The 21,455-nt window shown below is 73.7% G+C and carries 23 protein-coding genes and 1 pseudogene; 12 read left to right on the forward strand and 12 right to left on the reverse strand.

The annotated features are described in order from the left end of the window. Nucleotides 1–303: 303 nt before the first annotated feature. Nucleotides 304–1,281, reverse strand: coding sequence for an alpha/beta hydrolase (locus tag WCD41_RS23490; RefSeq protein WP_337717028.1), 978 nt, complete (start codon nucleotides 1,279–1,281; stop codon nucleotides 304–306). Nucleotides 1,282–1,350: 69 nt separating this feature from the next. Between WCD41_RS23490 and WCD41_RS23495 the strand changes: the two genes are divergently transcribed. From WCD41_RS23495 to WCD41_RS23505, 3 genes are all read left to right on the forward strand, one after another. After that, a complete protein-coding gene (locus WCD41_RS23495) occupies nucleotides 1,351–1,851 on the forward strand; it encodes a MarR family winged helix-turn-helix transcriptional regulator (RefSeq protein ID WP_337717030.1) in 501 nt (166 codons plus the stop codon). 154 nt (nucleotides 1,852–2,005) lie between these two features. Further along, the gene (locus WCD41_RS23500) at nucleotides 2,006–2,485 is read left to right on the forward strand and encodes a cupin domain-containing protein (protein WP_337717031.1); all 480 of its coding nucleotides are present in this window, start codon (nucleotides 2,006–2,008) and stop codon (nucleotides 2,483–2,485) included. A 295-nt stretch (nucleotides 2,486–2,780) separates the two neighbouring features. Then, entirely contained in the window at nucleotides 2,781–3,089 is a 309-nt protein-coding gene (locus WCD41_RS23505) for a muconolactone Delta-isomerase (protein WP_337717033.1), read from the forward strand. 10 nt (nucleotides 3,090–3,099) lie between these two features. Here the strand turns inward: WCD41_RS23505 and WCD41_RS31270 are convergent, their stop codons facing one another. The 4 genes and pseudogenes from WCD41_RS31270 to WCD41_RS23520 form a co-directional block, all read right to left on the reverse strand. Continuing rightward, nucleotides 3,100–4,092 carry a YhaZ family DNA alkylation repair protein gene (locus WCD41_RS31270; protein WP_507237363.1) on the reverse strand — a complete coding sequence of 331 codons (993 nt, stop codon included), beginning with the start codon at nucleotides 4,090–4,092 and terminating at the stop codon, nucleotides 3,100–3,102. 32 nt (nucleotides 4,093–4,124) lie between these two features. Further along, nucleotides 4,125–4,328, reverse strand: coding sequence for an SDR family oxidoreductase (locus tag WCD41_RS31175; protein WP_373695182.1), 204 nt, complete (start codon nucleotides 4,326–4,328; stop codon nucleotides 4,125–4,127). 56 nt (nucleotides 4,329–4,384) lie between these two features. Next, nucleotides 4,385–4,903 (reverse strand): annotated as a pseudogene (locus WCD41_RS23515) (oxidoreductase); the annotation flags it as partial. Then, nucleotides 4,900–5,253: a nuclear transport factor 2 family protein gene (locus WCD41_RS23520; RefSeq protein ID WP_337717040.1), complete on the reverse strand. Its 354-nt coding sequence runs from the start codon at nucleotides 5,251–5,253 to the stop codon at nucleotides 4,900–4,902. The pseudogene WCD41_RS23515 and the gene WCD41_RS23520, both read right to left, overlap by 4 nt. A 78-nt stretch (nucleotides 5,254–5,331) precedes the next feature. Here WCD41_RS23520 and WCD41_RS23525 point away from each other — a divergent pair, with 78 nt between their 5' ends. From WCD41_RS23525 to WCD41_RS23540, 4 genes are all read left to right on the forward strand, one after another. Continuing rightward, the gene (locus WCD41_RS23525; RefSeq protein WP_337717042.1) at nucleotides 5,332–6,129 is read left to right on the forward strand and encodes a MerR family transcriptional regulator; all 798 of its coding nucleotides are present in this window, start codon (nucleotides 5,332–5,334) and stop codon (nucleotides 6,127–6,129) included. Between the two features lie 131 nt (nucleotides 6,130–6,260). Next, entirely contained in the window at nucleotides 6,261–6,983 is a 723-nt protein-coding gene (locus WCD41_RS23530; protein ID WP_337717045.1) for a YoaK family protein, read from the forward strand. 135 nt (nucleotides 6,984–7,118) lie between these two features. Then, complete coding sequence (locus WCD41_RS23535) at nucleotides 7,119–8,090, forward strand: alpha/beta hydrolase (RefSeq protein WP_337717047.1); 972 nt, start codon at nucleotides 7,119–7,121, stop codon at nucleotides 8,088–8,090. Nucleotides 8,091–8,092: 2 nt separating this feature from the next. Beyond that, nucleotides 8,093–8,806, forward strand: coding sequence for an alpha/beta fold hydrolase (locus WCD41_RS23540; RefSeq protein ID WP_337717049.1), 714 nt, complete (start codon nucleotides 8,093–8,095; stop codon nucleotides 8,804–8,806). Between the two features lie 48 nt (nucleotides 8,807–8,854). On the opposite strand, the gene WCD41_RS23545 is transcribed toward WCD41_RS23540, so the two are convergent. After that, complete coding sequence (locus WCD41_RS23545; RefSeq protein WP_337717051.1) at nucleotides 8,855–9,838, reverse strand: alpha/beta hydrolase; 984 nt, start codon at nucleotides 9,836–9,838, stop codon at nucleotides 8,855–8,857. A gap of 246 nt (nucleotides 9,839–10,084) precedes the next feature. Between WCD41_RS23545 and WCD41_RS23550 the strand changes: the two genes are divergently transcribed. After that, the gene (locus tag WCD41_RS23550; RefSeq protein ID WP_337717053.1) at nucleotides 10,085–12,817 is read left to right on the forward strand and encodes a helix-turn-helix transcriptional regulator; all 2,733 of its coding nucleotides are present in this window, start codon (nucleotides 10,085–10,087) and stop codon (nucleotides 12,815–12,817) included. Nucleotides 12,818–13,436: 619 nt separating this feature from the next. Beyond that, nucleotides 13,437–14,234 (forward strand): calcium-binding protein, encoded by a 798-nt coding sequence (locus tag WCD41_RS23555; protein WP_337717054.1) that lies wholly within the window; start codon nucleotides 13,437–13,439, stop codon nucleotides 14,232–14,234. A gap of 54 nt (nucleotides 14,235–14,288) precedes the next feature. Here the strand turns inward: WCD41_RS23555 and WCD41_RS23560 are convergent, their stop codons facing one another. After that, nucleotides 14,289–14,417 (reverse strand): hypothetical protein, encoded by a 129-nt coding sequence (locus WCD41_RS23560; protein WP_337717056.1) that lies wholly within the window; start codon nucleotides 14,415–14,417, stop codon nucleotides 14,289–14,291. Between the two features lie 124 nt (nucleotides 14,418–14,541). On the opposite strand from WCD41_RS23560, the gene WCD41_RS23565 reads away from it, so the two are divergent. Further along, nucleotides 14,542–14,781 (forward strand): ANTAR domain-containing protein, encoded by a 240-nt coding sequence (locus tag WCD41_RS23565; protein ID WP_373695187.1) that lies wholly within the window; start codon nucleotides 14,542–14,544, stop codon nucleotides 14,779–14,781. A 19-nt stretch (nucleotides 14,782–14,800) separates the two neighbouring features. Here WCD41_RS23565 and WCD41_RS23570 read toward each other — a convergent pair whose 3' ends face one another. Beyond that, complete coding sequence (locus WCD41_RS23570) at nucleotides 14,801–15,223, reverse strand: VOC family protein (RefSeq protein WP_337717523.1); 423 nt, start codon at nucleotides 15,221–15,223, stop codon at nucleotides 14,801–14,803. A 162-nt stretch (nucleotides 15,224–15,385) separates the two neighbouring features. Between WCD41_RS23570 and WCD41_RS23575 the strand changes: the two genes are divergently transcribed. Continuing rightward, nucleotides 15,386–15,664 carry a hypothetical protein gene (locus WCD41_RS23575; protein ID WP_337717060.1) on the forward strand — a complete coding sequence of 93 codons (279 nt, stop codon included), beginning with the start codon at nucleotides 15,386–15,388 and terminating at the stop codon, nucleotides 15,662–15,664. 21 nt (nucleotides 15,665–15,685) lie between these two features. On the opposite strand, the gene WCD41_RS23580 is transcribed toward WCD41_RS23575, so the two are convergent. Together WCD41_RS23580 and WCD41_RS23585 are read right to left on the reverse strand one after the other, a co-directional pair. After that, nucleotides 15,686–16,918: an IS110 family RNA-guided transposase gene (locus WCD41_RS23580; RefSeq protein WP_337717062.1), complete on the reverse strand. Its 1,233-nt coding sequence runs from the start codon at nucleotides 16,916–16,918 to the stop codon at nucleotides 15,686–15,688. Between the two features lie 226 nt (nucleotides 16,919–17,144). Next, complete coding sequence (locus WCD41_RS23585; protein ID WP_337717064.1) at nucleotides 17,145–18,155, reverse strand: LLM class flavin-dependent oxidoreductase; 1,011 nt, start codon at nucleotides 18,153–18,155, stop codon at nucleotides 17,145–17,147. 180 nt (nucleotides 18,156–18,335) lie between these two features. On the opposite strand from WCD41_RS23585, the gene WCD41_RS23590 reads away from it, so the two are divergent. Continuing rightward, nucleotides 18,336–20,489 (forward strand): malate synthase G, encoded by a 2,154-nt coding sequence (locus WCD41_RS23590; protein ID WP_337717525.1) that lies wholly within the window; start codon nucleotides 18,336–18,338, stop codon nucleotides 20,487–20,489. A 17-nt stretch (nucleotides 20,490–20,506) separates the two neighbouring features. On the opposite strand, the gene WCD41_RS23595 is transcribed toward WCD41_RS23590, so the two are convergent. Further along, nucleotides 20,507–20,719 carry a hypothetical protein gene (locus tag WCD41_RS23595; RefSeq protein ID WP_337717066.1) on the reverse strand — a complete coding sequence of 71 codons (213 nt, stop codon included), beginning with the start codon at nucleotides 20,717–20,719 and terminating at the stop codon, nucleotides 20,507–20,509. 33 nt (nucleotides 20,720–20,752) lie between these two features. Continuing rightward, on the reverse strand, nucleotides 20,753–21,349 hold the full coding sequence (locus tag WCD41_RS23600) for a hypothetical protein (RefSeq protein WP_337717068.1): 597 nt from the start codon (nucleotides 21,347–21,349) through the stop codon (nucleotides 20,753–20,755). Between the last annotated feature and the right edge of the window lie 106 nt (nucleotides 21,350–21,455).

The raw sequence follows: 21,455 nt of genomic DNA on the forward strand, positions 1-21,455 counted from the left end.
CGACATGGTCGCCACCGGCGCGCTCGACCCGTCGACCGTGCTCACCCGCCAAGAGCCGATCACCGACGCCATCGAGGCCTACCGGGTCTTCGACCAACAGCAGCCCGGCTGGGTCAAGGTCGCCCTCGACGGCCTCACCTGACGCTCCCGCGCCCGACCTCCGCCACCGCTCGGCACGCGAAGACAGCACGGGGCACGTGCCGGGCCGCCGGCTCGGCGGTGGCGCGCCGGGCGCTGACCGGGGGTCGCGCGCGGGAATCTCGCCGTCCGCGACCGGGTCTCAGCCACGGTCACCGCTCTCGGTCAGGCCGCGCTGTCGGGCAGGTTCGTCACCCAGTCGACGACGGTGTCGACGAACAGGTCCGGGTCGGCGCCGTGCATCGAGTGCGGCATCTCCGGGAAGGACCGGTAGTCGATCGGTGCGCCGGCCGCGCGGACGAGGTCGCAGGCGTGGGCGGCCTGCAGGTCCGACGACGCGCCGGCGAGGCGCCCGGTGCGGTCGTCGACCGCGCGGAAGTGGTGGGTGAACAGCACCGGGACGCGGACGTGGGTGAGCATCGCCGCGTGGTCGCACGACGCGGCGACGGTGCCGCCGGCGAAGGCCCGCGCCCACTCCGGGTCGTACTCGCGCATGCTCTGCACCGCGGCGTCCGGTGGGGCGCCCGCGCCCTGCCCGCTCATCCGCGCCATGGCCTCGAGCATCTCCGGGGACAGCTCGGTCGCGAACGCGCGCTGCATGCCCGCGACGTCCCCGACCGACCACTGGTCGCCCAGCCATCGGTGCATGACGGCGAACATCGGTCCGACGGCCTGCCGGATCGAGGGGCCGACCGCTGGGGTCGTCTCGGAGGCGAACAGCGGCGGGTCCTCCCACACCGCAGCCCGGATCTGGCCGGGTTTCGCGAACGCCGACAGCCACGCGGCAAGGACCCCGCCGGAGGACAGGCCGCTGACGATCGTCTCGCGGCCGACGACGAGGTCGATGAACCGGACGAGGTCGTTGCCGAAGTTGTCGAGCGTGTAGCGGCCGGGGGTCCAGGTCGAACGGCCCTGCCCGCGCAGGTCGACCGCGTGGACACAGAAGTGCTCGGCGAGGCGGGGCAGCACGGGCTCGTAGTCCCACCAGGACATGCCCTGGCCCGGGATCAGCAGCAGCGCGGGCGCCGCCGGGTCGCCGGTCACCACGTGGTTCATCCGCACCTCGCCGAGGTCCACCAGCCGCTCCTCGAAGGCGTGGGCCGTGAATGTGTCGGCGCGGTCGGCGGCTTCCAGGTAGGGCACGCGCTCTCCTCGACTCCTCGATGGAATGCTTCACGATGAAGGTAACCTGTCGGGGCCTATCGTGCACGAGTGGTCGACGGCCCGCGGGAGGACTCGCTGTTCGCGCCCGGTCGGCGAGCGCGGGTGCTGCAGCTGCTGCACGACTACGCCGACGCCCATGTCGAGGCGACGCGACACCTGGCGGCGGCTCTGGGCGTGCACGCCACCGACGCCGTCGCCGCCGCGGAGATCCTGTGGGCCGAGAACTCGGGCACTCCCCTGACCCCGGCCCGGCTCGGGGAACGCATCGGGCTCACCTCGGGCGCCACGACGAACCTGCTCCACCGCCTCGACGCCGCCGGGCTCGTCGTGCGGGGCCGCAGCGACCACGATCGCCGGGCCGTCACGCTGCGCCTGAGCGACGACGCGCGCACCCGGACGATCGCGTTCTTCACCCCGACCGGCGACCAGGTCGACCACGTCCTCGACCGCTACGACGACGCGACCCTGGAGCGGGTCGAGGCCCTGCTCGGCGAGGTCGTCGACGTGACCACCACCCGCAACGCACACCTCCGTCGGCACCACCCGTGAGCCCGACGGCGTTCCCCGACGAGGCCGGCGGGACAGCAACCTGCCCGGCGATGCGGACCGAGCTCCTGGCGATCGCCGAAACCGGCGGAGTCCGGACGCCCTTCATGTCGCGGTGAGCTGGTGACCGGCGCGGTCCGAGCACTACGGTCCGGCCATGTTCGACGGTGACGAGATCGTGCTGGGCCCCTTGCCCAAGGGCATCGTGCGCGCCGGGGAGGGTCAGCACCGGCGGGTGTGGAACGTGCTCGGCCACACCTACTGGGCGCGGGCCGTCAGCGAGTCCAGCTTCGCCTTCGAGACCCTCGACCCGCCCGGCACCGGCGTGCCACCCCACGTCCATCCCACCCAGGACGAGCACATCCACGTCCTCGAGGGCGTCTTCACCCTCTACCTCGACGGGGAGTGGGAGAAGGCGGGCCCCGGAGACACGGTGCTGATGCCGCGCGGCCTGCCGCACGCCTACTACAACCGCAGCGAGCTCGACTCCCGAGCCCTGTTCTGGGTGAGCCCGACCGGCAAGCTGGCCCACCTGTTCGACCAGCTGCACGACCTCAGCGACCCCGCCGAGGTCGTCCGGCAGTCCGCGCTCCACGACGTCGAGTTCCTCCCGCCCGGCTCGGTGCCCGGCGCCTGACCGCGGACCGCGGCAGCACCCGGCGCGCGGACGGCGGTCCCGACCGCCGAGCGGATTCCGGCGAGGGGCGCCCCTCGCCGGTCTATCCGAACCAAGGCGCCCTTCGGTCAGAACCCGGCACACGACGGACACGCCGCCGACGCGGGCCGTCGCGGTTCGCGGCAAACGTGCCGACAGTACCGAGTGATGACACACCCTGACATCAGGAGCTATCCTGATGTCACGCCATGACATCACGAAGGCATCGGCGACCCGGGCGGGGACGTGCCTCGTCGATCCCCGAACGGAGAACACCGTGGACTTCCTCGTGAGGGCGACCCCGACCGCCGGACTGCTCGAACTGCCCGCCGAGGAGCGCGACCAGCTGATGGCCCGGGAGCGCGAGGTCGCGACCGCGCTCATCGACGCGGGCACGATCGCCTGGATGTGGCGGCTCCCCGACACCGGCACCAGCGTGACGATCTGGAACGCCGCGAGCGCCGAAGCACTCGAGACGCACCTCGCCACGCTGCCGGTCTTCCCCTACAACGTCCTCGAGATCACCGCCCTGGCGACCCACCCGGCCTTCCCGACCCCGCTCCGGGCCATCCGCGGGCCGGCGTGACCAGGCGCTCCTACGGGTCACCGTCGGGCCGCTCGAGGACGAACGTCCCCGAAGGAGAGAGCACCCCGTTCGCCTGCACGGTGACGTCGTGCGGCCCCGGGTAGTAGGTCCGGGTGGTGATGGGGCGGAAGGAGTGGGTCTTCGTGACGACGGTGCTGCCACCGGCGGCGATGTGCCGCGACCCGAGCTTGAAGGTCTTCGCGCTCACGGTTCCGTTGGCGCGCTGGAACCCGATGGAGTAGTCGATCGCCACGGTCGCGTCGGTCCTCCCGACGTTGGTGACGACGGCGGTGAACGTGAGCTCCCCGTGCCAGGGGACGACCTCCCCGGAGATGCGCGTGCGGGGCCACGTGCAGGTCGTTCCCGGTGAACCCCACGAGGGAGAGCGCGGTGGGATCGGCGCGCTTGACCAGCGTGGTTGGCGACCGAGCGCCGTGCGTACTCGGCCGGGTCCCGATAGGTGGCGTCGAGGATGCCTCGGGTCGCACGAGGATGGGCGAGCAGCCACGGCACCCGTCTCGCCCAGGGCAGGTACGCGCGGGAGCCCTCGGTGGCGAGTCGCCGCACGTGCTCGCTGTCGTGCCCCGTCCAGCTCCGCATGATGTGCAGGCCGCGCTCGGGGCGCGCGGTGAGGAGATCGCACGGCGAACTCGCCCGTCAGCCCGACGGTGAGCCGGGCCAGCAGTGCCATGGCGGCGTCGAAAGCCCGCGACGAGCCGCTGTCGAGCGCTCGCGACGCGACGAACTCCGTGACGGGCCAGATCATCCAGCCGCCGAAACGCGGCTCGTCCAGCACGTCGAGCACCAATCGCTCCGCGGCGGGGAACCCCGGCGGAGCGTCGCGGAGGAGGGCGTCGCGGACGATGTCCACCCGCTCCCGGAGGCGGAGACCCCGGACGGCACCCTCCGCCCGGACCAGGGCGGAGAAGTCGCCGGTGGGCGCGACCGCCTCCATGGCGGCCCGCAGCCCTGCCACGGCGTCCGGGCTGATCAGCTCGTCCATGGCGCCCACGGCGACTCCTCTCCACCACCGGACTAGACCGCCGGAACGGTCCCACCGTCGATCACGTACTCCGCGCCGACGATCGCCGAGGCCCGGTCCGACACCAGGAAGGCCGCGAGATCGGCGATCTCCTCCGTCCTCGCGAAACGACCGAGCGGCACGCCGCCGAGGGAGTCGAGGATGCTCTCCTTCGCCCCCGCCCGGCTGAGGCCGTTCCCCTCCGCGAGCCGGTCCACGAACCTCTCGTAGGCCCGGTCTCGATGCCACCGGGACTGATCGCGTTGACCCGCACGCCGTGCGGCGCAATCTCGTTCGCCAGACCCTTGCTGTACGTCCGCAACGCCGCCTTCGCAGCTGCGTAGGCGAGGGTGGAGTCGTGCAGCGGCATCTGCCGCTGGATGGACGTGAAGTGCAGGACGACGCCGTGCCCGGCCCGGACCATCGACGGCACGAGCGCCCGGTCGAGACGCACCGCGCCGAGGAAGTTGAGGTTCAGCTCGATCATCCACTGCTCGTCGGTGATCTTCGCGAACCCGCCGGACGGCGTGGAGGAACCCCCGACGACGTGCACGAGGACGTCGACACCGCCGGCCTCCTCCATCCGCGACGCGACGAGCGCCGTGCCCTCGACGGTCGAGGTGTCGGCCGCGATGAAGCGGTCCGGGAGCTCGTACCCGTCGGGCATCGTCCGGGCCGTCACGTACACGTCGGCGTCGAGCTCTCGCAGCCGTTCGGCCACGGCCCGACCCGATCCCTTCGAACCCCCGGTGACCAGGGCCCGACGCCCGTCGAGACCTCCGCGATCCGTCACGGCGCGATGACGAGTTCCGCGATGGCGTCGCCGTCCATCACGAAGCGGTAGCGCAGGTCGACGACGCCGCCGGGGAAGTCGCCCTCCAGGTGCTTGGTGGCGACCCAGTGCGCGTCGTCGGTGCGCTCCGCCCCGATGAGGGAGCTGGTGACGGTGAACTCGGCCCCGGCCCGGGTCAGGAAGCCACGGATCTCCTCGGTGCCGCGGTAGGTCGAGCCGTCGTCGACGACCACGGCCGTCGGCGTGAAGGCGCCCAGCGCGGTGTCCGTGTCGCCGGCGTCGTGCGCGGCGAGGTAGGTGCGGATCGTGACCGGGAGCTGGTCGGGCTGGATGGTGTTCGACGTGGTCATGGACCCACCGTGCGGTCTCCCGGACCGGGAGGGTCAAGCGCTGGACCCTCCCCCGGGGGGAGGGTGCATCGTGATCACGTGCTGACGATCGGTGAGTTCTCCCGGCTGAGCCACCTGAGCGTGCGGACGCTGCGCCGCTACCACGACGCAGGTCTGCTCGAGCCGGCGTCCGTGGACGACGCGACCGGGTACCGCCGGTACGGCGCCGACCAGATCTCGACCGCCCAGGTGATCCACCGCCTGCGGGAGCTCGACGTCCCCCTCCCCGACGTGCAGCGCATCCTGCGCTCCGGTGACCCGAAGATCCGCGCCACGCTGGTCGCGGATCACCTGCAGCGGCTCGAGTCCGAGCTCGAGCGCACCCGCGGCGCGGTGGCGTCCCTGCGCCGGCTGCTGGCGCCGGAGCCACCACCGCTGGACGTCGAGCTGCGCGCGGTCCCGGCGACGACGGTGGCCGCGGTCGAGGACGACGTGACGGTCGACGAGGTGCTCGCCTGGTACGCCGGCGCCATGGCCGAGCTGGACGCGGTGGTCGACGTCCCGACGGGCCCGCCGGGCGGGCTCTTCCACAACGAGCTGTTCGAGGACGGGCGTGGGCACGCCCTCCTGTACCGGCCGACGGCACGGCCGCCGCGCAGCGGGCGGGTGCACCCCGTGACCCTGCCCGCGGTCGAGCTCGCCGTCACCACCCACGTCGGCGAGCACGACGACATCGAGGTGGCCTACGGCGAGCTGGGCACCTGGGTGGTGACCAACGCCCTCGCGGTGGCGGGCCCGGTGTGGGAGACCTACCTGGTCGGCCCCCGGGACACCACCGACCCGTCGGCCTGGCGGACCGAGATCGGCTGGCCGGTCTTCCACGTGGCCCCGCACTGACGCTCCCGCGGGGTCGCCGAGGTCGCCTCCGTGCGTCCGAGGTCCGGTGTGTCCTCTGCTCGATGGCCGGCCCGGAGGATCCGTCGGTCGACCGATGCCGCCTCGCCACGCGCCGGTGAACCCTGGCTGCGGTGAGCCTCACTCCCCACCGTGACCGGTCGCTGTTCCGCGGTGCCCACGGCCCGCTCCCCGCGTTGTTGCTGCTCCTCACGATCACGACGGGCCTGGTCGACGCGGTGAGCGTCCTCGGGCTCGGGCGGGTGTTCGTGGCCAACATGACCGGCAACGTCGTCTTCCTCGGCTTCGCCGTCGCCGGCGCCCCGGGGTTCGCGCTGGCCGCCTCGCTCGCCGCGCTCGGCGGCTTCCTGCTCGGAGCCCTCGGCGGCGGCGCGCTGGTCGCCGCCCGGGCGACCCGGCGCGGGCAGCTGTTGCGCGACGCCGTGCTGATCGAGCTGGTCCTCGCGGTCGCGGCCGTCGCACTCCTCATGCCCGTGGAGGGCCTGCCCGGTGCGGGGGTGGCGTCCCTGGTCGCCGGCCTCCTGGCGGTCGCCCTCGGGCTGCAGAACGCCGCGGTGCGTCGGCTCGGTGTCCCCGACCTGACCACCACGGTCCTCACGATGACCCTCACCGGCATCGCCGCCGACGCGCGCACCGGTGGCCGCCCCGTGCTGACGCGACGGGTCCTCGCCGTGGTCGCGATGTTCGTCGGCGGCGTGGCCGGAGCCGTCCTCGTCGGCCACGTCCGCCTCGCCTGGGCCCTCGTCCCGACGCCGGTCGTGCTCGCCGTGGTCGCGGCACTCCTCACCGTCGCCCTGCGCCGGCCCGCCGCGTGGCAGGAGTCAGGCCGGGCGTGACTCCCGGCGTGACCACGTCGAGACGATCACTCGGCGTCCACGGGCACGCAGGAACGGTCGACCGACCGATACCGCACCGGGCGCCACGCGGACCAGGCTGATCGCACTCCGTCACCTCAGCCCGAGAGGCTCCCGATGACCGATCAGCCGACACCTGTTCTCGAGCAGGCCGCGCAGGACTTCGCGGACGCGACCGCGAAGCCGCCGTTCCTCTACGACCTCGGCCCGGTCGAGGGCCGCAAGGCCGTCGACGACGTCCAGAACGGCCGGGGCGTCGAGCGCCCCGACGCCGACATCACCGACCTGACCATCCCCGGCGGCCCGACCGGCGAGGTCTCGATCCGCATCGTCAAGCCGGCCGGGACGACCGCGACGTTGCCCGCCCTGCTCTACACCCACGGCGCCGGCTGGGTCTTCGGCAACGCCCACACCCACGACCGCCTGGTCCGGGAGCTCGCCGTCCGGGCGAACGCCGCCGTGGTCTTCACCAACTACGACCTCTCCCCCGAGGCCCGGTACCCGACCGCGATCGAGCAGGTCTACACCGCACTGCAGTGGATCGCGGCGAGCGGGGACGAGCAGGGCATCGACGGCGCCCGCATCGCCGTCGCCGGCGACTCGGTCGGCGGGAACATGACCGCCGCGATCACCCTGCTGGCCAAGCAGCGGGGCGGCCCCGCGATCGCCGCGCAGCTGCTGTACTACCCCGTCACCGACGCCGGCTTCGACACGGCGTCCTACGAACAGTTCGCCACCGGCTACTTCCTCTCGCGCGAGGGCATGCACTGGTTCTGGGACCAGTACACGACCGATCCGGCCGAGCGCGCCCAGATCACCGCATCACCGCTGCGCGCCACCCTCGACGACCTCGCCGGCCTACCGCAGGCCCTCGTGATCGTGGCCGAGGCCGACGTCCTGCGGGACGAGGGCGAGGCCTACGCCGCGAAGCTGCGCGCCGCCGGCGTCCCGACCACGGCCGTGCGCTTCGGCGGGATCATCCACGACTTCGTGATGGTCGACGCCATGCGCGACACCCACGCCGCCCGCGGAGCCGTCCGCATGGGCGGCGAGTTCCTGTCCGACGCGCTGAGCACGAAGGAGAACTGATCATGAGCACCCCCACCGTCGTCCTCGTCCACGGCGCCTTCGCCGACGCCTCGAGCTTCCGCGCCCTGATCCCCGAGCTGCTCGCCGACGGCATCCCGGTCGTCGCCCCCGCCGTCCCGAATCGCTCGCTGAACGGCGACGCCGCCTACATCGCGTCGGTGGTCCGCCAGATCGAGGGCGACGTGGTGCTGGTCGGGCACTCCTACGGCGGCGCCGTGATCACCGTGGCCGGGGTCGAGGACAACGTCCGCGCCCTGGTCTACCTCGCGGGCTACGCCCTGCAGGAGGGCGAGAGCCTCGGCGAGCTGCAGGGCGGCTTCCCCGACTCCGCGCTCGCCACCGCCCTGGTCCAGACGACCTACCCGCTGCCGGACGGGTCGACCGGTACCGACGTCTCGGTGGACCCGACCAAGGTGCACGACGTCTTCGCACAGGACGTCGACCCCGAGATCACCAAGGTGCTCGCCGTGAGCCAGCGCCCCCTGGCAGCGGCCGCCTTCGGGGAGCCCGCGTCCGCCGCGGCGTGGAAGACGAAGCCCTCGTGGGGCGTGGTGTCGTCCTCGGACAACACGATCAACCCCGACGTCGAGCGCCACGGCTACCAGCGCGCGGGCGCGAAGATCGTCGAGATCGACTCCTCGCACCTGGTGATGCTCTCGCACCCCAAGGAGTCCGCCGACGTCGTCCGTGAGGCCATCCGCGCCACCGACCGGTGACCCTGCGCTGACCGGTGCCCCCGCCGCCCCCGGGCCGCGGGGGCACCGTCACGTCCGCAGGGCGCCGGCGAGGAACGCGACGCCCTGCCGCACGGCCACACGTCCCGCGGGCACCTCGCGCAGCGGGCGCAGTGTCATGAAGTCGTGCACGACGCCGAGGTAGCGCGCGCAGGTCACCGGCACACCGGCGGCAGCCATCGCCCGCGCGTACTCCTCGCCCTCGTCCCGGACCACGTCGGCCTCGGCCGTGATCACCAGCGCGGGCGGGAGACCGGCGAGGTCGGCACCGCGCGCCCGGCCGGGAGCGCACGCCGGGTCGTCGAGGTCGTGCGGGAGACCGGCGTACTGCTGCCAGGACCAGCGGGCCGCACGGGTCGGCAGCACCGGGATGTCGGCGAACGCGCGGTGGGACGGCGCGTCGCCGTCCGGGTCGAGCCACGGGTAGAGCAGCAGCTGCGCCGCGAGCCGGGGACCCGCCCGGCGGCCCGCCAGGAGTGCGACGGCCGCCGCCAGCGTCGCTCCGGTGCAGTCCCCCGAGATCGCGACGCGGCCGGGGTCGAGACCGAGGTCACCGGCGTGCTCCACGACCCACAGCAGCGTCGCGTAGACCTCCTCGACCGCCACCGGGTACCGCGCCTCCGGCACCCGCGTGAAGGCCGGGACCACCACGGCCGCCGGGACACCGGTCGCGAGCTCGCGGAGGAGCCGCCCGTGGGTGTCCGCGTCCCCGGTGACCCATCGCCCCCCGTGCAGGTGCACGACGGCCGGCAGCTCACCCCCGCAGTCCGCGGGCCGCACGACCAGGAAGCCGACGAGCCCCTGCGGCCCGACCGGCGCGGTGTGGAAGTCCACGTCGACCTCCGGGCCCCCCACCAGGTCGTCCTGGAGCTCCCGCAACGCATCCCGCCCGTCCTGCACGCCGAGCTGGTGCGGACGCGGCGGCCCCTCCCAGGCCCGGACGAGCCGGGCGCAGGCGGGATCGAGCACCGCGGTCGGCTCACCCCCGGTCGCCGGGCTTCCTGCGGCTGCCACACCACTCCTCGGGTTCTCGCTGCGACGCTGCTCCGGACGCTAGCGGTCGTTGATGACCGCAACTACTGTCGAGACCCAGGAGCGGTCGATCGACGGATGGCCGAGGCGGCCGGCGACGGTCACGCTCCAGGGGCCCGACGCCGTCCGCGGGCCCGGCGACAACGGCGTCGCGCATCCCACCGTCGGGGTCGTCAGGGAGGAGCGCCCGGTGCGCTGCCGTCGTCCAGCTCAGCAGCCGAGCTCTCGGTGACGATCCTGCTCGGGCGTGACCCCGAGCTCCGGGCGCTCGGCACCCTCGTCGACGGCCTCGTCGACCCCGCCGGCACCGTCGGCACCGTCGCGACCGCCGCGGTCGTGATCGTCGGCGAGTTCGGTCTGGGCAAGACGGCCCTGCTCACCGCGGCCGCCGAACACGCCGCTCGCGTCGGTGTCCGGGTACTGCGCGCGGACGGGTGCCGCGAGGAGGCCGACCTCCCGTTCGCCGCGCTCGGTCAGCTGCTCGCCTCGCTCACCCACCTCGTCGACGACCTGCCCGAGCACCTCGGGCGCACCGTCGAGGCGCTGACGCACGGGACGGCGGCCGGCGACGTCCGCACCGTTTCCCTGCACGTCCTGCAGGTGCTGGTGCACGCTGCTCGCCACGCTCCGCTCGCGGTCCTCGTGGACGACGCCGACCGCCTCGACCAGGACTCGCTGCGCACGCTCCTGTTCGTGGCCCGCCGGGCCCGCCTGCGTGACGGGCTCGGGATCGTCGTCGCCGGTCGCGGCGACGTCCGGCCGCTCCCGGGCGACACCGCCCTCCCGACACTCGCCCTGGCTCCCCTGGACGCCACCGCCGCCGCGGCGCTGCTGGAGAGCCTCCCCGTGCGTCCCCCTGCACGGGTGCGGCAGGAGATCCTCGACGCGGCGGCGGGCAACCCGCTCGCGGTGCGCGAGATGGCCGCGGCCGGCACGGCACGGCCACTCGAGGCGGCCGGCCGCGGGGCGACCGAGTTCGCGGACGTCCTGGGCGGGCTCCCGCCGGACACCCGCCGCCTGCTCCTCCACGCCGCGGCCGCGGAGGGCGCGCCGGTGGCGGTGATCGAGACGGCCGCCGGCGCCGCAGGCCCCGAGGCGTGGGCGCCGGCCGAGCGCGCCGGGCTGGTGGTGCTCGACGGGCCGAGGGTGGCGTTCCGCAGCCCGCTGGCCCGGACCGCGTGCTACGCGCTGGCCACGGCCGCCGACCGGCGGCACGCGCACCTCGGGCTGGCCGGCGCCGACCGCGAGCCCGACCGGAGCGCCTGGCAACGGGCGCACGGCACCGTCGGGGACGACGACGCCGTCGGCGCGGCCCTCGCCGCGGTGGCCGAGCGGGCCGAGGTCCGCGGGGCGCCCCGGGCCGCCGCCCGCGCGTGGGAGCGGGCCGCCGAGTGCTCCGCCGAGTCCGCGGTGCGCCTCGCACGCCTCGGCCGGGCGCTCGTGTCCACCTACGCGGCCGGCGACACCGCGTGGATGGCCGACCTGCGCGAGGCGATGGAGCACGCCGTCCCGGACGCCACGGTCCGGGTCCGCACCGCCGTGCTCGGGGCCGCGGCGCAGGCCCTCGCCGGGCGGCAGTGCGCGGCGGTCCGCGTGCTCGAGGGGGTCGCGCCGCTCGTCGGGGTGACCGATCCGGCGAGCGCGGTGCTCCTCGCGACGTTCCTGCGCGTGGTGGCGGACTTCTCCGGGCTCCCCGAGCACGACGCCGCCGCCACGGCGCTGATGGCGCACCCGGCCTTGCCCTCCGCCGTCGGGCCGGTGGCGGGCTCGACCGGCACGTCGGCGGACATCATGTGGTCGCTGACCACCCTGCGACCCGACCGCGTGGCCACCGCGGCCGCCCTCGAGGAGGCGCTGCGCGCCGGGCGGGGCGGCCCCGAGGCCAACCCGAACGACCTGCAGAACCTCGGCACGCTCGCCGATCAGGCCGACGACATCCACCGCGCGGTCGACCTGCTCGCCCGTGCCCAGACCGGGTCGCGACACGAGGGGCCGAGCGCGTTCGGGGCGGGACTGCTCGCCGTCCTGCTCGTCGAGCACGGCCGCTGGACCGAGGCGTCGCGGACCGTCGCGCTCTGGTCCGCCCTGGCGGACGCCGGCGGGCTGGCGTGGGTCGCCGTCGAGATCGCCTCGGTCGAGGCCTCCCTGCTCGCGTGGCGAGGCGAGCCCGCCGCCGCGCATGAGGTGCTCGCCCGGGCACGGCAGCGCGTCGACCTGGGCGACAACCTCGTGCTCGACGTCCGGCTCCGCGCCGCGGCCAGCATCGCGGCGATGGTCGAGGGCGACCGCGCGCAGGCCTACCGCCAGCTGCGCGGCGCTTTCACCCACCACGGCGAGGCACGGCACGCGCTCCTGTCCACCCGGCTGATCGCCCGGCTCGCGGCGGCCGCCACCGGACCGACCGAGCGCGCCGACGCGGCCGCCGTCGTCGCGCGGGTGCGTGCGGCGACGGCCGACCGGACGACGACCTGGCTGCGGATGCTGCTCCACCACGCCGACGCCCTCCTCGGGTCCGACCACGGCGCCGAGCACCACTTCCGCCTGGCGCTGACCGATCCCGCCGGCGAGGACTGGCCCCTCGAGCGCGCCCAGGCCCGCCTGCACTACGGCGAGTGGCTGCGGCGACGGCGCCGTCCCCTCGAGGCCCGCGACATGCTGGTCGCGTCGCTGGAGACCTTCGAGACGCTCGGCGCGTCCGCCGCCGCGGACCGCGTCCGCGCCGAGCTGCGGGCGGCCGGGGCCGCCGACCACCCGGGCCCCGAGACCGACGCCGACGCGCTCGCCCCGCTCTCACCCCAGCAGCGTGAGATCGTGCGGCTCGCGGCGGCGGGCCTGCGTAACCGCGAGATCGCCGAACGGCTGCACCTCTCGCCCCGCACCGTGGGGTCGCACCTGCACCACGCCTACCCCAAGCTCGGCGTCAGCGGACGGCACCAGCTCGCCACTCTGCTCCACGGCTGAGACCCTGGCCCGCGCCCCGACGCGGTTCGTCGTCGGCACGGAACCGACGTCCGGAGGCCGGGCCTGCCCGGTCGCGCTTCACCCGTTCGGGTGGGTACGGCCCGGTGATGCCGGTCACGCCTGCTCCGGACGGGCGCTCACGTTCGGCCCTGTTGGGCCGCGTCCGGTGTGGTGCAGCTCATACCGCTGCGCGTGGTGCGCGCGCCACCACGACGAGCGACGACTGTCCGCCGCTTTGACCGTGCACGATCGAACTGCGAGCGTCCGCCCTCGTGCGCTGCCATCTCCTGTTCGCCGCCGTGCGGCGACACGTGGATCTCCTGCGCACCTGCAGCGCGCTCTGTCCGTGATCGCGGGACGTCACGGCCACCGCGGTCGGTGACACCGGTCCCGCACCGACGGCGCGACACCGCGCCGTCCCGACCGCACGGCATCCGTCCGGACACCCGAGCCGGGCGCCCGCCGCTGCCCGACCCGTCGCCGGCTCTCCCGGCACCGGGTCGGCGGAGTCCCGCTCCCCCGTTCCGCGTGTCGACGGCGCGCGCTCCCCGGCGCCGTGCGGCTCCCGCGACGGCTCCGCCGGCACTGCTCCCCCTCCACCTCCCCGAAGGACTCCTCTGTGATCACCAAGCAATGGATCGCGATCGCGGCGGCCACGGTCGCCCTCCCCCTCGCCGTGGCGAGCCCGATGGCCCTCGCCGCCCCGGCGCCACCACCGATCCCGCCGACCGACCCCGCCAAGCCCGTGATCCTCTGCAACGACCTGCAGGGCGGCACGTGCGAGGGCACGCCCCGCGCCGACACCCTGATCGGCGGCCAGTTGATCGACCACATCTTCGGCGGGGCCGGCGACGACGACATCGAACAGAACCTCGTCTTCCTGCAGGGCGCCAGCGACGACGCCCACGGCGGCCCCGGACGCGACTGCATCGACGGCGGCGGCGGCAACTCGCAGCAGTTCGGCGACGACGGCGACGACAACGTCCCCTGCGAGTTCACCGCCTTCGTCGATCCGGAGGCGGCGCTGACCAGCGGACCCGGCGACGACACGGTCCACGGCGGCAACGGCGACGATTCGATGGACGGCATCTTCGACAGCGACACCCTCTACGGCGACGCGGGCGACGACCTGATCAACGACCCCTTCCCGAACGACCAGGACAAGGAGTACGGCGGGCCGGGCGACGACGTCGTGAACGCCTCCGACCTCGGCAACGACGACGTCGTCGACGGCGGCCCCGGCAACGACACGTGCCTCGGCGACCCGGGCGACACGTTCCGCCACTGCGAGCGCATCTTCCGCGTCCCCGCCCCGCTGCTCGTGAACCCCGCCGGCCTGCCGGTCCCGCTGCCCCGGGCCCTCGGCGTGGACCCGAACGCGGTGCTGCCGGTGCTGCCGGCGCCGACGACGAGCTGACCCGGGCCGCTCCTCCCGCGGTCGTCCGGCCGCGGGAGGAGGTGGGACCCGGCCTCAGCGGCGCGTCGCGCGGAGCCGGTCCCCGACGCCGGGACAGTGCGCGGCGGTGACGGCGAGAAAGGCGTCCACCACCGGCGAGTCGTCCTCGGTGCGGTAAGCGAGGCAGAGGTCGGGGAGCGGCACGGCGGGCTCCACGTCGAGCAGGGCAGTGCCGGGGCGCCGGAGTCCTCGGGATCACGGCGGCCATGTTGCTGCTGGCCGCCGAGCACGCCGCGCAGCTACAGGACGCCGTCGCGTCGCGTGACTGATCGGGCGCGCCAAGGGTGTGCTCATGGAGCGCTTCGACCTGGACCAGAACGGCGCGTTCGCGATGCTGCGCGAGGCCTCGCAGGAGGCCCACATGAAGCTCCGCGACGTCGCGGCCTGGCTCGCCGAGGAATGCGACACCCTCGCCGCCCAGGCCATCGGGACCGCGGCATACGCTCGCCCCCACCTCGACGCCGGCGACGACCCGGCGAGCTCGCCGCCCGTCCTGCGCGCCGTCTGACGCTCGGACTCGACGCAGCTCACCTCCGACGCGAGCGCTCCGGGTCGGCGAACAGCTCGAGCTGGATGCCGTCGGGATCCCGCAGCACGATCACCGACGCGCCGGGGACGGTGTTGGCCGGGACCGCGGGGGAGAACTCCACGCCGTGCTCGGCGATCCTCGCGGCCCACCGGTCGAGGTGATCGCCGTCGGGGACGGAGAACGCCAGATGATCCAGGCCGGTGCGGGTCTCGTCGAACCGGTCACCGGCGCCACCGCGGTGCTCCACCAGGCCGAGGCGGAGACGGAAGCCGGGATGGTTGAGGAACACCTTGCGACGCGGGTCGTCGGGCCCGCCGAACTCGCCCACACGGAAGAAGTCCAGCACCGCGCAGTACCAGCGCGCGCTGCGTTCGACATCGGCGACGGTCAGGCCGAGGTGGTGCACACCGAGCAGGGTCATGTCGCTCACGCGGGGTCTCCTCGCATCACGGGCTCGGCATCCGAGGCCCGACTCCGCTGAACATAGGCCGGTTCGACTCCCCGGCGGCCGGGCACCTGTCCTCCGTAGCGTCGGACCGTGGGCCGTCATGACCCGCGCTGCGGTTCCACTCGGGGGTTGGCCGTGTCGTCTCGTCTCGCAGTCCCGTTCGCGCGGCTCCTTGCCTGGGGGCAGGCTCCTGATCGTCGACGTGAGGGCGGGGGCCTCGGCGCCGCCGTCGCGCGACAGCGCTACCACCGCGCGCTCTTCCTGCTGATCGGCTTCTGGGCGCTCGTCACGTGCGTGACGGCCGCCGTCTACCCCCTGGCCGCGCTCGTGGCCGCGGTCGCCGGGCTGACGCACATCATCGCCGGTTACCGGGTCGAACAGCGGCGGCGAGCCGACGAACGCCAGAGGGCCTAGACATCCCACGGTTGTAGGACGTCAAGCGGCGGGGGTCTCGGGGTGCTTGGCGGGTGGTTGCCAGGCGGTCGCTTCGTCGTAGGGCTGGCGGTGGCGCACGCAGCCGTGCAGGACTCCGACGAGGCGGTTGGCCAGGGCGCGTAGGGCCTGGTGGTGGGTATGGCCGCGGGCGCGATGTGCGTCGTAGAAGGCACGGGCGCCGGGTGAGGCGCTCAGGGCAGCGAAGGCCTGTTGGTAGAGCGCATCGGCCAGGCGCCGGTTGCGGGCATGGCGGGCCAGCACGACCCGCGCCTTGCCCGAAGCGCGAGTCACCGGCGCCATCCCGGAGTAGTTCTTGCGGGCCCGGGTGTCGGCGTAGCGGGTGGGGTCGTCTCCGAACTCGGCGAGCACCCGGGCGGCGAGCACTGGTCCCAGCCCGGGCTGGGACAGGTAGAGCTCAGCGTCCGGGTGCCGGCCAAAACCCGCCTCCACCTCGCCCTTGAGGACCTCGCACTGGCGGGCCAGCTCGGTGATCACCGCGACCAGCGCCTTGGCGCTGGCGGCGTAGGCCTCGATCACGCCGGGGTGGGCTTCGAGCTGCTCTGAGCGCAGCACCTCCACGATGCGCTGCGCGGTGGTGGTGAGGTTGCGTTGCCGCCCAGCGGCGCGCAGCGCCTTCTCCACCCGCGCCACCGGCAGCCGCCGGCCCGCGGCGGGGGTCGGCGCGATCGCCAACACGGCCAACGCGTCCCGGCCCGCCAGGTCGTCGAAGGCGGCCAGCGCGGCGGGGTAGTACTCGCGCAGCATCGAGCGCAACGTGTTGGTCTGGCGCTGCCGCGACCACACCATGCCTTGGTGGGCCCGGGCGACGACCTTGACGTGCTCGGCGACCGCGCTGTCCCCGGCGATCGGGCGGTGGTGCTCGCGGTCGAGACGGACCAGTTCGGCGAGCACATGCGCATCACCGGGATCGCTCTTGGCGCCCGAGACGCCGTGGCGTTCCCGATACCGCGAGGCCTGCAGCGGGTTGATCGCGTAGACCGTGTAGCCCGCGGCCAGCAGAGCCTGCACCCACGGGCCTCGGTCGGTCTCGATCCCCACCACGACCTGGTCGGGCTCGCCCTGGTCGTCGAGGTGATCCGCGACCAGAGCGTGTAGCGCCGCGATCCCGGCCGCACCCTCGTCGAGGCGGCGGCGCACTAGTCGGCACCCCTGGTCGTTGACGATCTCGATGTCGTGGTGATCCTCGGCCCAGTCATCTCCGACGAACAGCACCCACCCCGCCCCCTCTCGCTCGACAACGTCGGTGAGCCGCGAGGAGCCCGGGTCGACCTAATGGATCAGTGCTCGTGTCGGCACGACATCCCACCAGCCCTGCAGACCCCTCACCCACCGAGCCGGGGCACGATCTAGACCTAGATCTTCACGATCTGCGGAACGCAGTGCTCACCGGCTCGGCGGCTCGGGCACCAGACTGGACCACCAACCCGGTGCACTCCCATTAGCGGAGCGCCGGCAGCACCTCGGTCGCGAGGAGATGGTCCGACCGCTCCCGCACGGAGTGGTCGACGTCGCGGGATGCGCCGACGAACACCAGGTGCGACAGGCCCAGCCCGATCAGTTCGTGCAGTCGCGCGATGCAGTCGTCCGGCGTGCCGATGACGCAGAACCGGCGCAGGAAGTCGTCGGGCAGCGTCGCTGCCTGCGAGGCGTGCTCGAGCCCGTGGTGGTACAGGTCGTACTTCCCCGTGACCCGGTCGACGGCCGCCACGTCGCCCGTCGACAGCGACGCGGTGACGTTGCGCTGGAAGTGCGCCGAGATGCTGGCGTTGCCGCGGACGAGCTCGTCGACGGCAGCCTCGTCGGTGCCGACGCACACGACCAGGAAGGCCCCGACCCGGAGGGCCGCCGGATCCCGTCCGGCCGCGGTGCACGCGTCGCGCGCGGTGCGGACGGCCCAGGCGACACGGTCGGGCTCGGCGCCGACGGTGGCGGTGACCTGGTCCCCGATCCGCGCGCCCGCGTCGATCACTTGCGGTCCGGAGCCGAACACGTCGACCGGGACCTTCGTCTCCCCGGGGAGCGGCAGCCAGGTGATGTGGCTGGCGAAGCCGTCGGCGTCGACGGTCTCCCCGCGCAGGTAGGCCTGCAGCGTGCCGAGCTGGCCCTCGAACGCGCGCGCCGACGGCGGCCTGACGCCGATCAGCTCGAGCGCCGTGTCACCGCGCCCGACACCGATGTGCGCGCGGCCTCCGCTGACGTGGTGCAGGGTGGCGACGGTCGAGGCGACCACCGCCGGATGACGGCTGGTCAGGTTGGTGACCGCCGTGCCGAGCCTGAGCCGCGAGGTCGCCGCCGCCGCGAGGTAGAGCGACCCGTACACGTCCATGCTGAGGTTCTGCGTGTCGGTGAACAGCAGCCCGTCCCAGCCGTCCTCCTCCACCGCCGCCGCGTGGGCCGCCATGCCGTCGGGGATCGGGTACGACCTCAGATAGATCTCCGGCTGGGGCATGTCGACCTCCGGCTCGTCCCGACGGCAACCACGAGCAGGATGGCGGAGCACGATGATCCGCCGCCAGACGCAGGCCACTCCGACGACCGGACGGAGCGGGTGTTCGACCGGTGCCCGCGTGGGCAACTGGGTCCTGAGAGGTCCAGCAAGGTGAGAGAGGACGGTCCGTCTGTGTCCACGATGTCCGAGCGATCCGGGCTGAAGGTCGACGAGCACCTGCGGGCGTTCGTCGAGGACGAGCTGCTCGCGCAGGTCGAGCTCACCGGCGAGCAGTTCTGGTCGATCCTGGCGCGCCTGCAGGAGCGGTTCGCCCCCCGGATCGCGACGGCGCTCACCGAGCGGGACGATCTGCAGGCCAAGATCGACGACTGGCACCGGGCCCATGGCGCCGGCTCCCGCGAAGACTACGAGAAGCTGCTGACCGACCTCGGCTACCTCGAGCCGGAGCCCTCGAGCGTCCCGACCATCGACGTCGACCGGGTCGATCCGGAGATCGCCGAGGTGCCCGGTCCGCAGCTGGTGGTGCCGTCGACGAACGCGCGGTTCTCGCTCAACGCCGCGAACGCCCGCTGGGGCTCGCTGTTCGACGCGTTCTACGGCACCGACGCGCTCCCCCAGGACCACGAGCTCGCCCGGGGGTACGACGAGCGGCGCGGCGCCCAGGTCATCGAGGCCGCCGACGAGCTGCTCGACGAGCTCTTCCCGCTCGAGCGCGGGAGCCACGCCGACGTCACCGCCTACCGCCCGTCGACCGACGGGCTGGTCGCCGACACGGCCGACGGCACGGTCGGGCTCGCCGACCCGTCCGCCTTCGCCGGGTTCACCGCTCCCGACGCCGACGGCCGGGGCAACGTGCTGCTCGTCCGCAACGGCCTGCACGTCGACCTGGTGATCGACCCGTCCACCCAGGTGGGCACACAGCACCACGCGGACGTCAGCGACGTCGCGCTCGAGTCGGCGGTGACCACGATCGTCGACCTCGAGGACTCGGTCGCGACGGTCGACGGCGAGGACAAGGCGCTCGCCTACCGCACGTGGCTCGGGCTGATGACCGGCGACCTGGTCGCGGAGTTCGCGAAGGGCGGGAAGACCGTCACCCGGCGGGTCCACCCGGACCGGGAGTACACCGCCGCCGACGGCTCGTCCCTCACGCTCCCGGGCCGATCGATGATGCTCGTGCGCACCTGCGGCCACCACATGACCACGAACGCGGTGCTCACCGCGGACGGCGAGGAGGTCAACGAGGGCGTGCTCGACGCGCTCGTCGCCGCCGTCGCGGGTCTCCACGACCTGCGCGGCATCGGACCGCACACCAACTCCCGCGCCGGGAGCGTCTACATCGTCAAGCCCAAGCAGCACGGGCCGGCGGAGGTCGCGCTGACCGTCGAGCTGTTCGCGGCGCTCGAGGAGGCCCTCGGCCTCGACACGAACACGCTGAAGATCGGCATCATGGACGAGGAGAAGCGGACCACGGCCAACCTGTCGGCCTGCATCGGCGCGGCCGCGCACCGCGTCATCTTCGTCAACACCGGGTTCCTCGACCGGACCGGCGACGAGATCCACACCTGCATGGCCGCCGGGCCGGTGCTGCGCAAGGGCGACATGAAGGCGACGACCTGGCTGCAGACCTACGAGGACCGCAACGTCGACGTCGCCCTGGCGGCCGGCTTCGAGCACCGCGCGCAGGTCGGCAAGGGCATGTGGGCCAAGCCCGCCGCGATGGCCGAGATGCTCGAGCAGAAGATCGGGCACCCGAAGGCCGGGGCGAACACGGCGTGGGTGCCCTCGCCGACCGCCGCGACGCTGCACGCGCTGCACTACCTGCGCGTCGACGTGCACGCCGTCCAGGAGGAGATCGCGCAACGGGAGACGGCCGACCGCCGTCACCTGCTGGAGCTCCCGCTCTCCGACCCGAGCACCCTGTCCGACGACGACGTGCGCCGGGAGCTGGAGACCAACGCCCAGTCGATCCTCGGCTACGTCGTGCGCTGGGTGGGCATGGGCATCGGCTGCTCCACGGTGCCCGACCTCGACGGCGTCGGGCTCATGGAGGACCGCGCGACGCTGCGGATCTCGAGTCAGCTCATCGCGAACTGGCTCGAGCACGGCGTCGTCGACGCCGACACCGTGCGCGAGACCTTCGCCCGCATGGCGGCGCTGGTCGACGAGCAGAACGAGGGCCAGGACGGCTACCCGCCCATGGCGCCGGACCTGGAGAACAGCGAGTCGTTCCAGGCCGCCCTCGAGCTGGTGTTCACCGGCGGGACCGAGCCCAACGGCTACACCGAGCGCCCGCTGACCCAGTGGCGCCGCAAGGCCAAGGCCCACACCTGAGCCGACCGGCCCACCGATCACGACTCCTGTCCCCCGGATCCGGGGTCCGCGTCGCCGGCGGCGCACCCGTCCCGGTGTGCCCCGCGCGTCGGGTCACCCCGCTGGCGGAGCAGGCTCCCCACGGCGCGGAAGACCCTGACGACGAGCAGCAGCCACGGCCACCGGTCGAGCACCGACGGACGGGATCCGACATCGACCGCCGGGTTGGCCCCGGACGCGGGCATGGACATCGTCTCCCTCTCCCTCCTCGTCCGAGGCGCTGGTCACGCGACGCGGGCCCGCTCAGGCGAGCCCGCCGGGACGGGTGCTTCGACGACGACGGCGAGCCCGAGCGCGGCGTACCCGAGGAACCACCCGAGCAGGACCGCCCAGAACCCTGCGTCGGTCGCGACTGCGATCGCCACCGGCAGGAAGACCACGAACACGTAGGCGCCGATCACGAGGGGGACGATCCGTCGCCACCCCGACCAGTGGCGGGCGCGCAGCACCGCGACCCCCACCAGCAGCATGCCGGCGCCGATGACGAGCGGGGCGATCTCGAACATCGGCATGGCGCTCGCCTCGTCGAACGGCTCGACGAGCTCCGCGACGGTGAGGGCCGTCCAGCCCAGGATCGCCACACCGATCCCGGCCCGACCCCACCACCCGGAGCCGGCGGCGCCGAGGGCGGCCAGCCCGCCGAGCGCGACGATCACCGCCAGGTGGGCCACCGCGGCGACGGCGTTCGTCGCGAAGCTCACCTCGTACGGGAGCGTCGCCAGTTCGTATGCGGCGAAGACCGCACCGAGCAGACCTCCGCCGAGACCGATGATCCCGGCGGTGCGCGCGAACCCGCTGCGTCGTGTTGTGGTGGTGTCCATGGTTGCTCCTCGCTGTCCCAGCTGGGTCCGGCGGAGGGACCTCGGCCGGTGCCGGGAACGCTACGAAGCCCCGTGACCTGCGACATCCGGGTGCACACGGCACCTG

The organism is Actinomycetospora aeridis, assembly GCF_037400275.1.
Taxonomy (GTDB): domain Bacteria; phylum Actinomycetota; class Actinomycetes; order Mycobacteriales; family Pseudonocardiaceae; genus Actinomycetospora; species Actinomycetospora aeridis.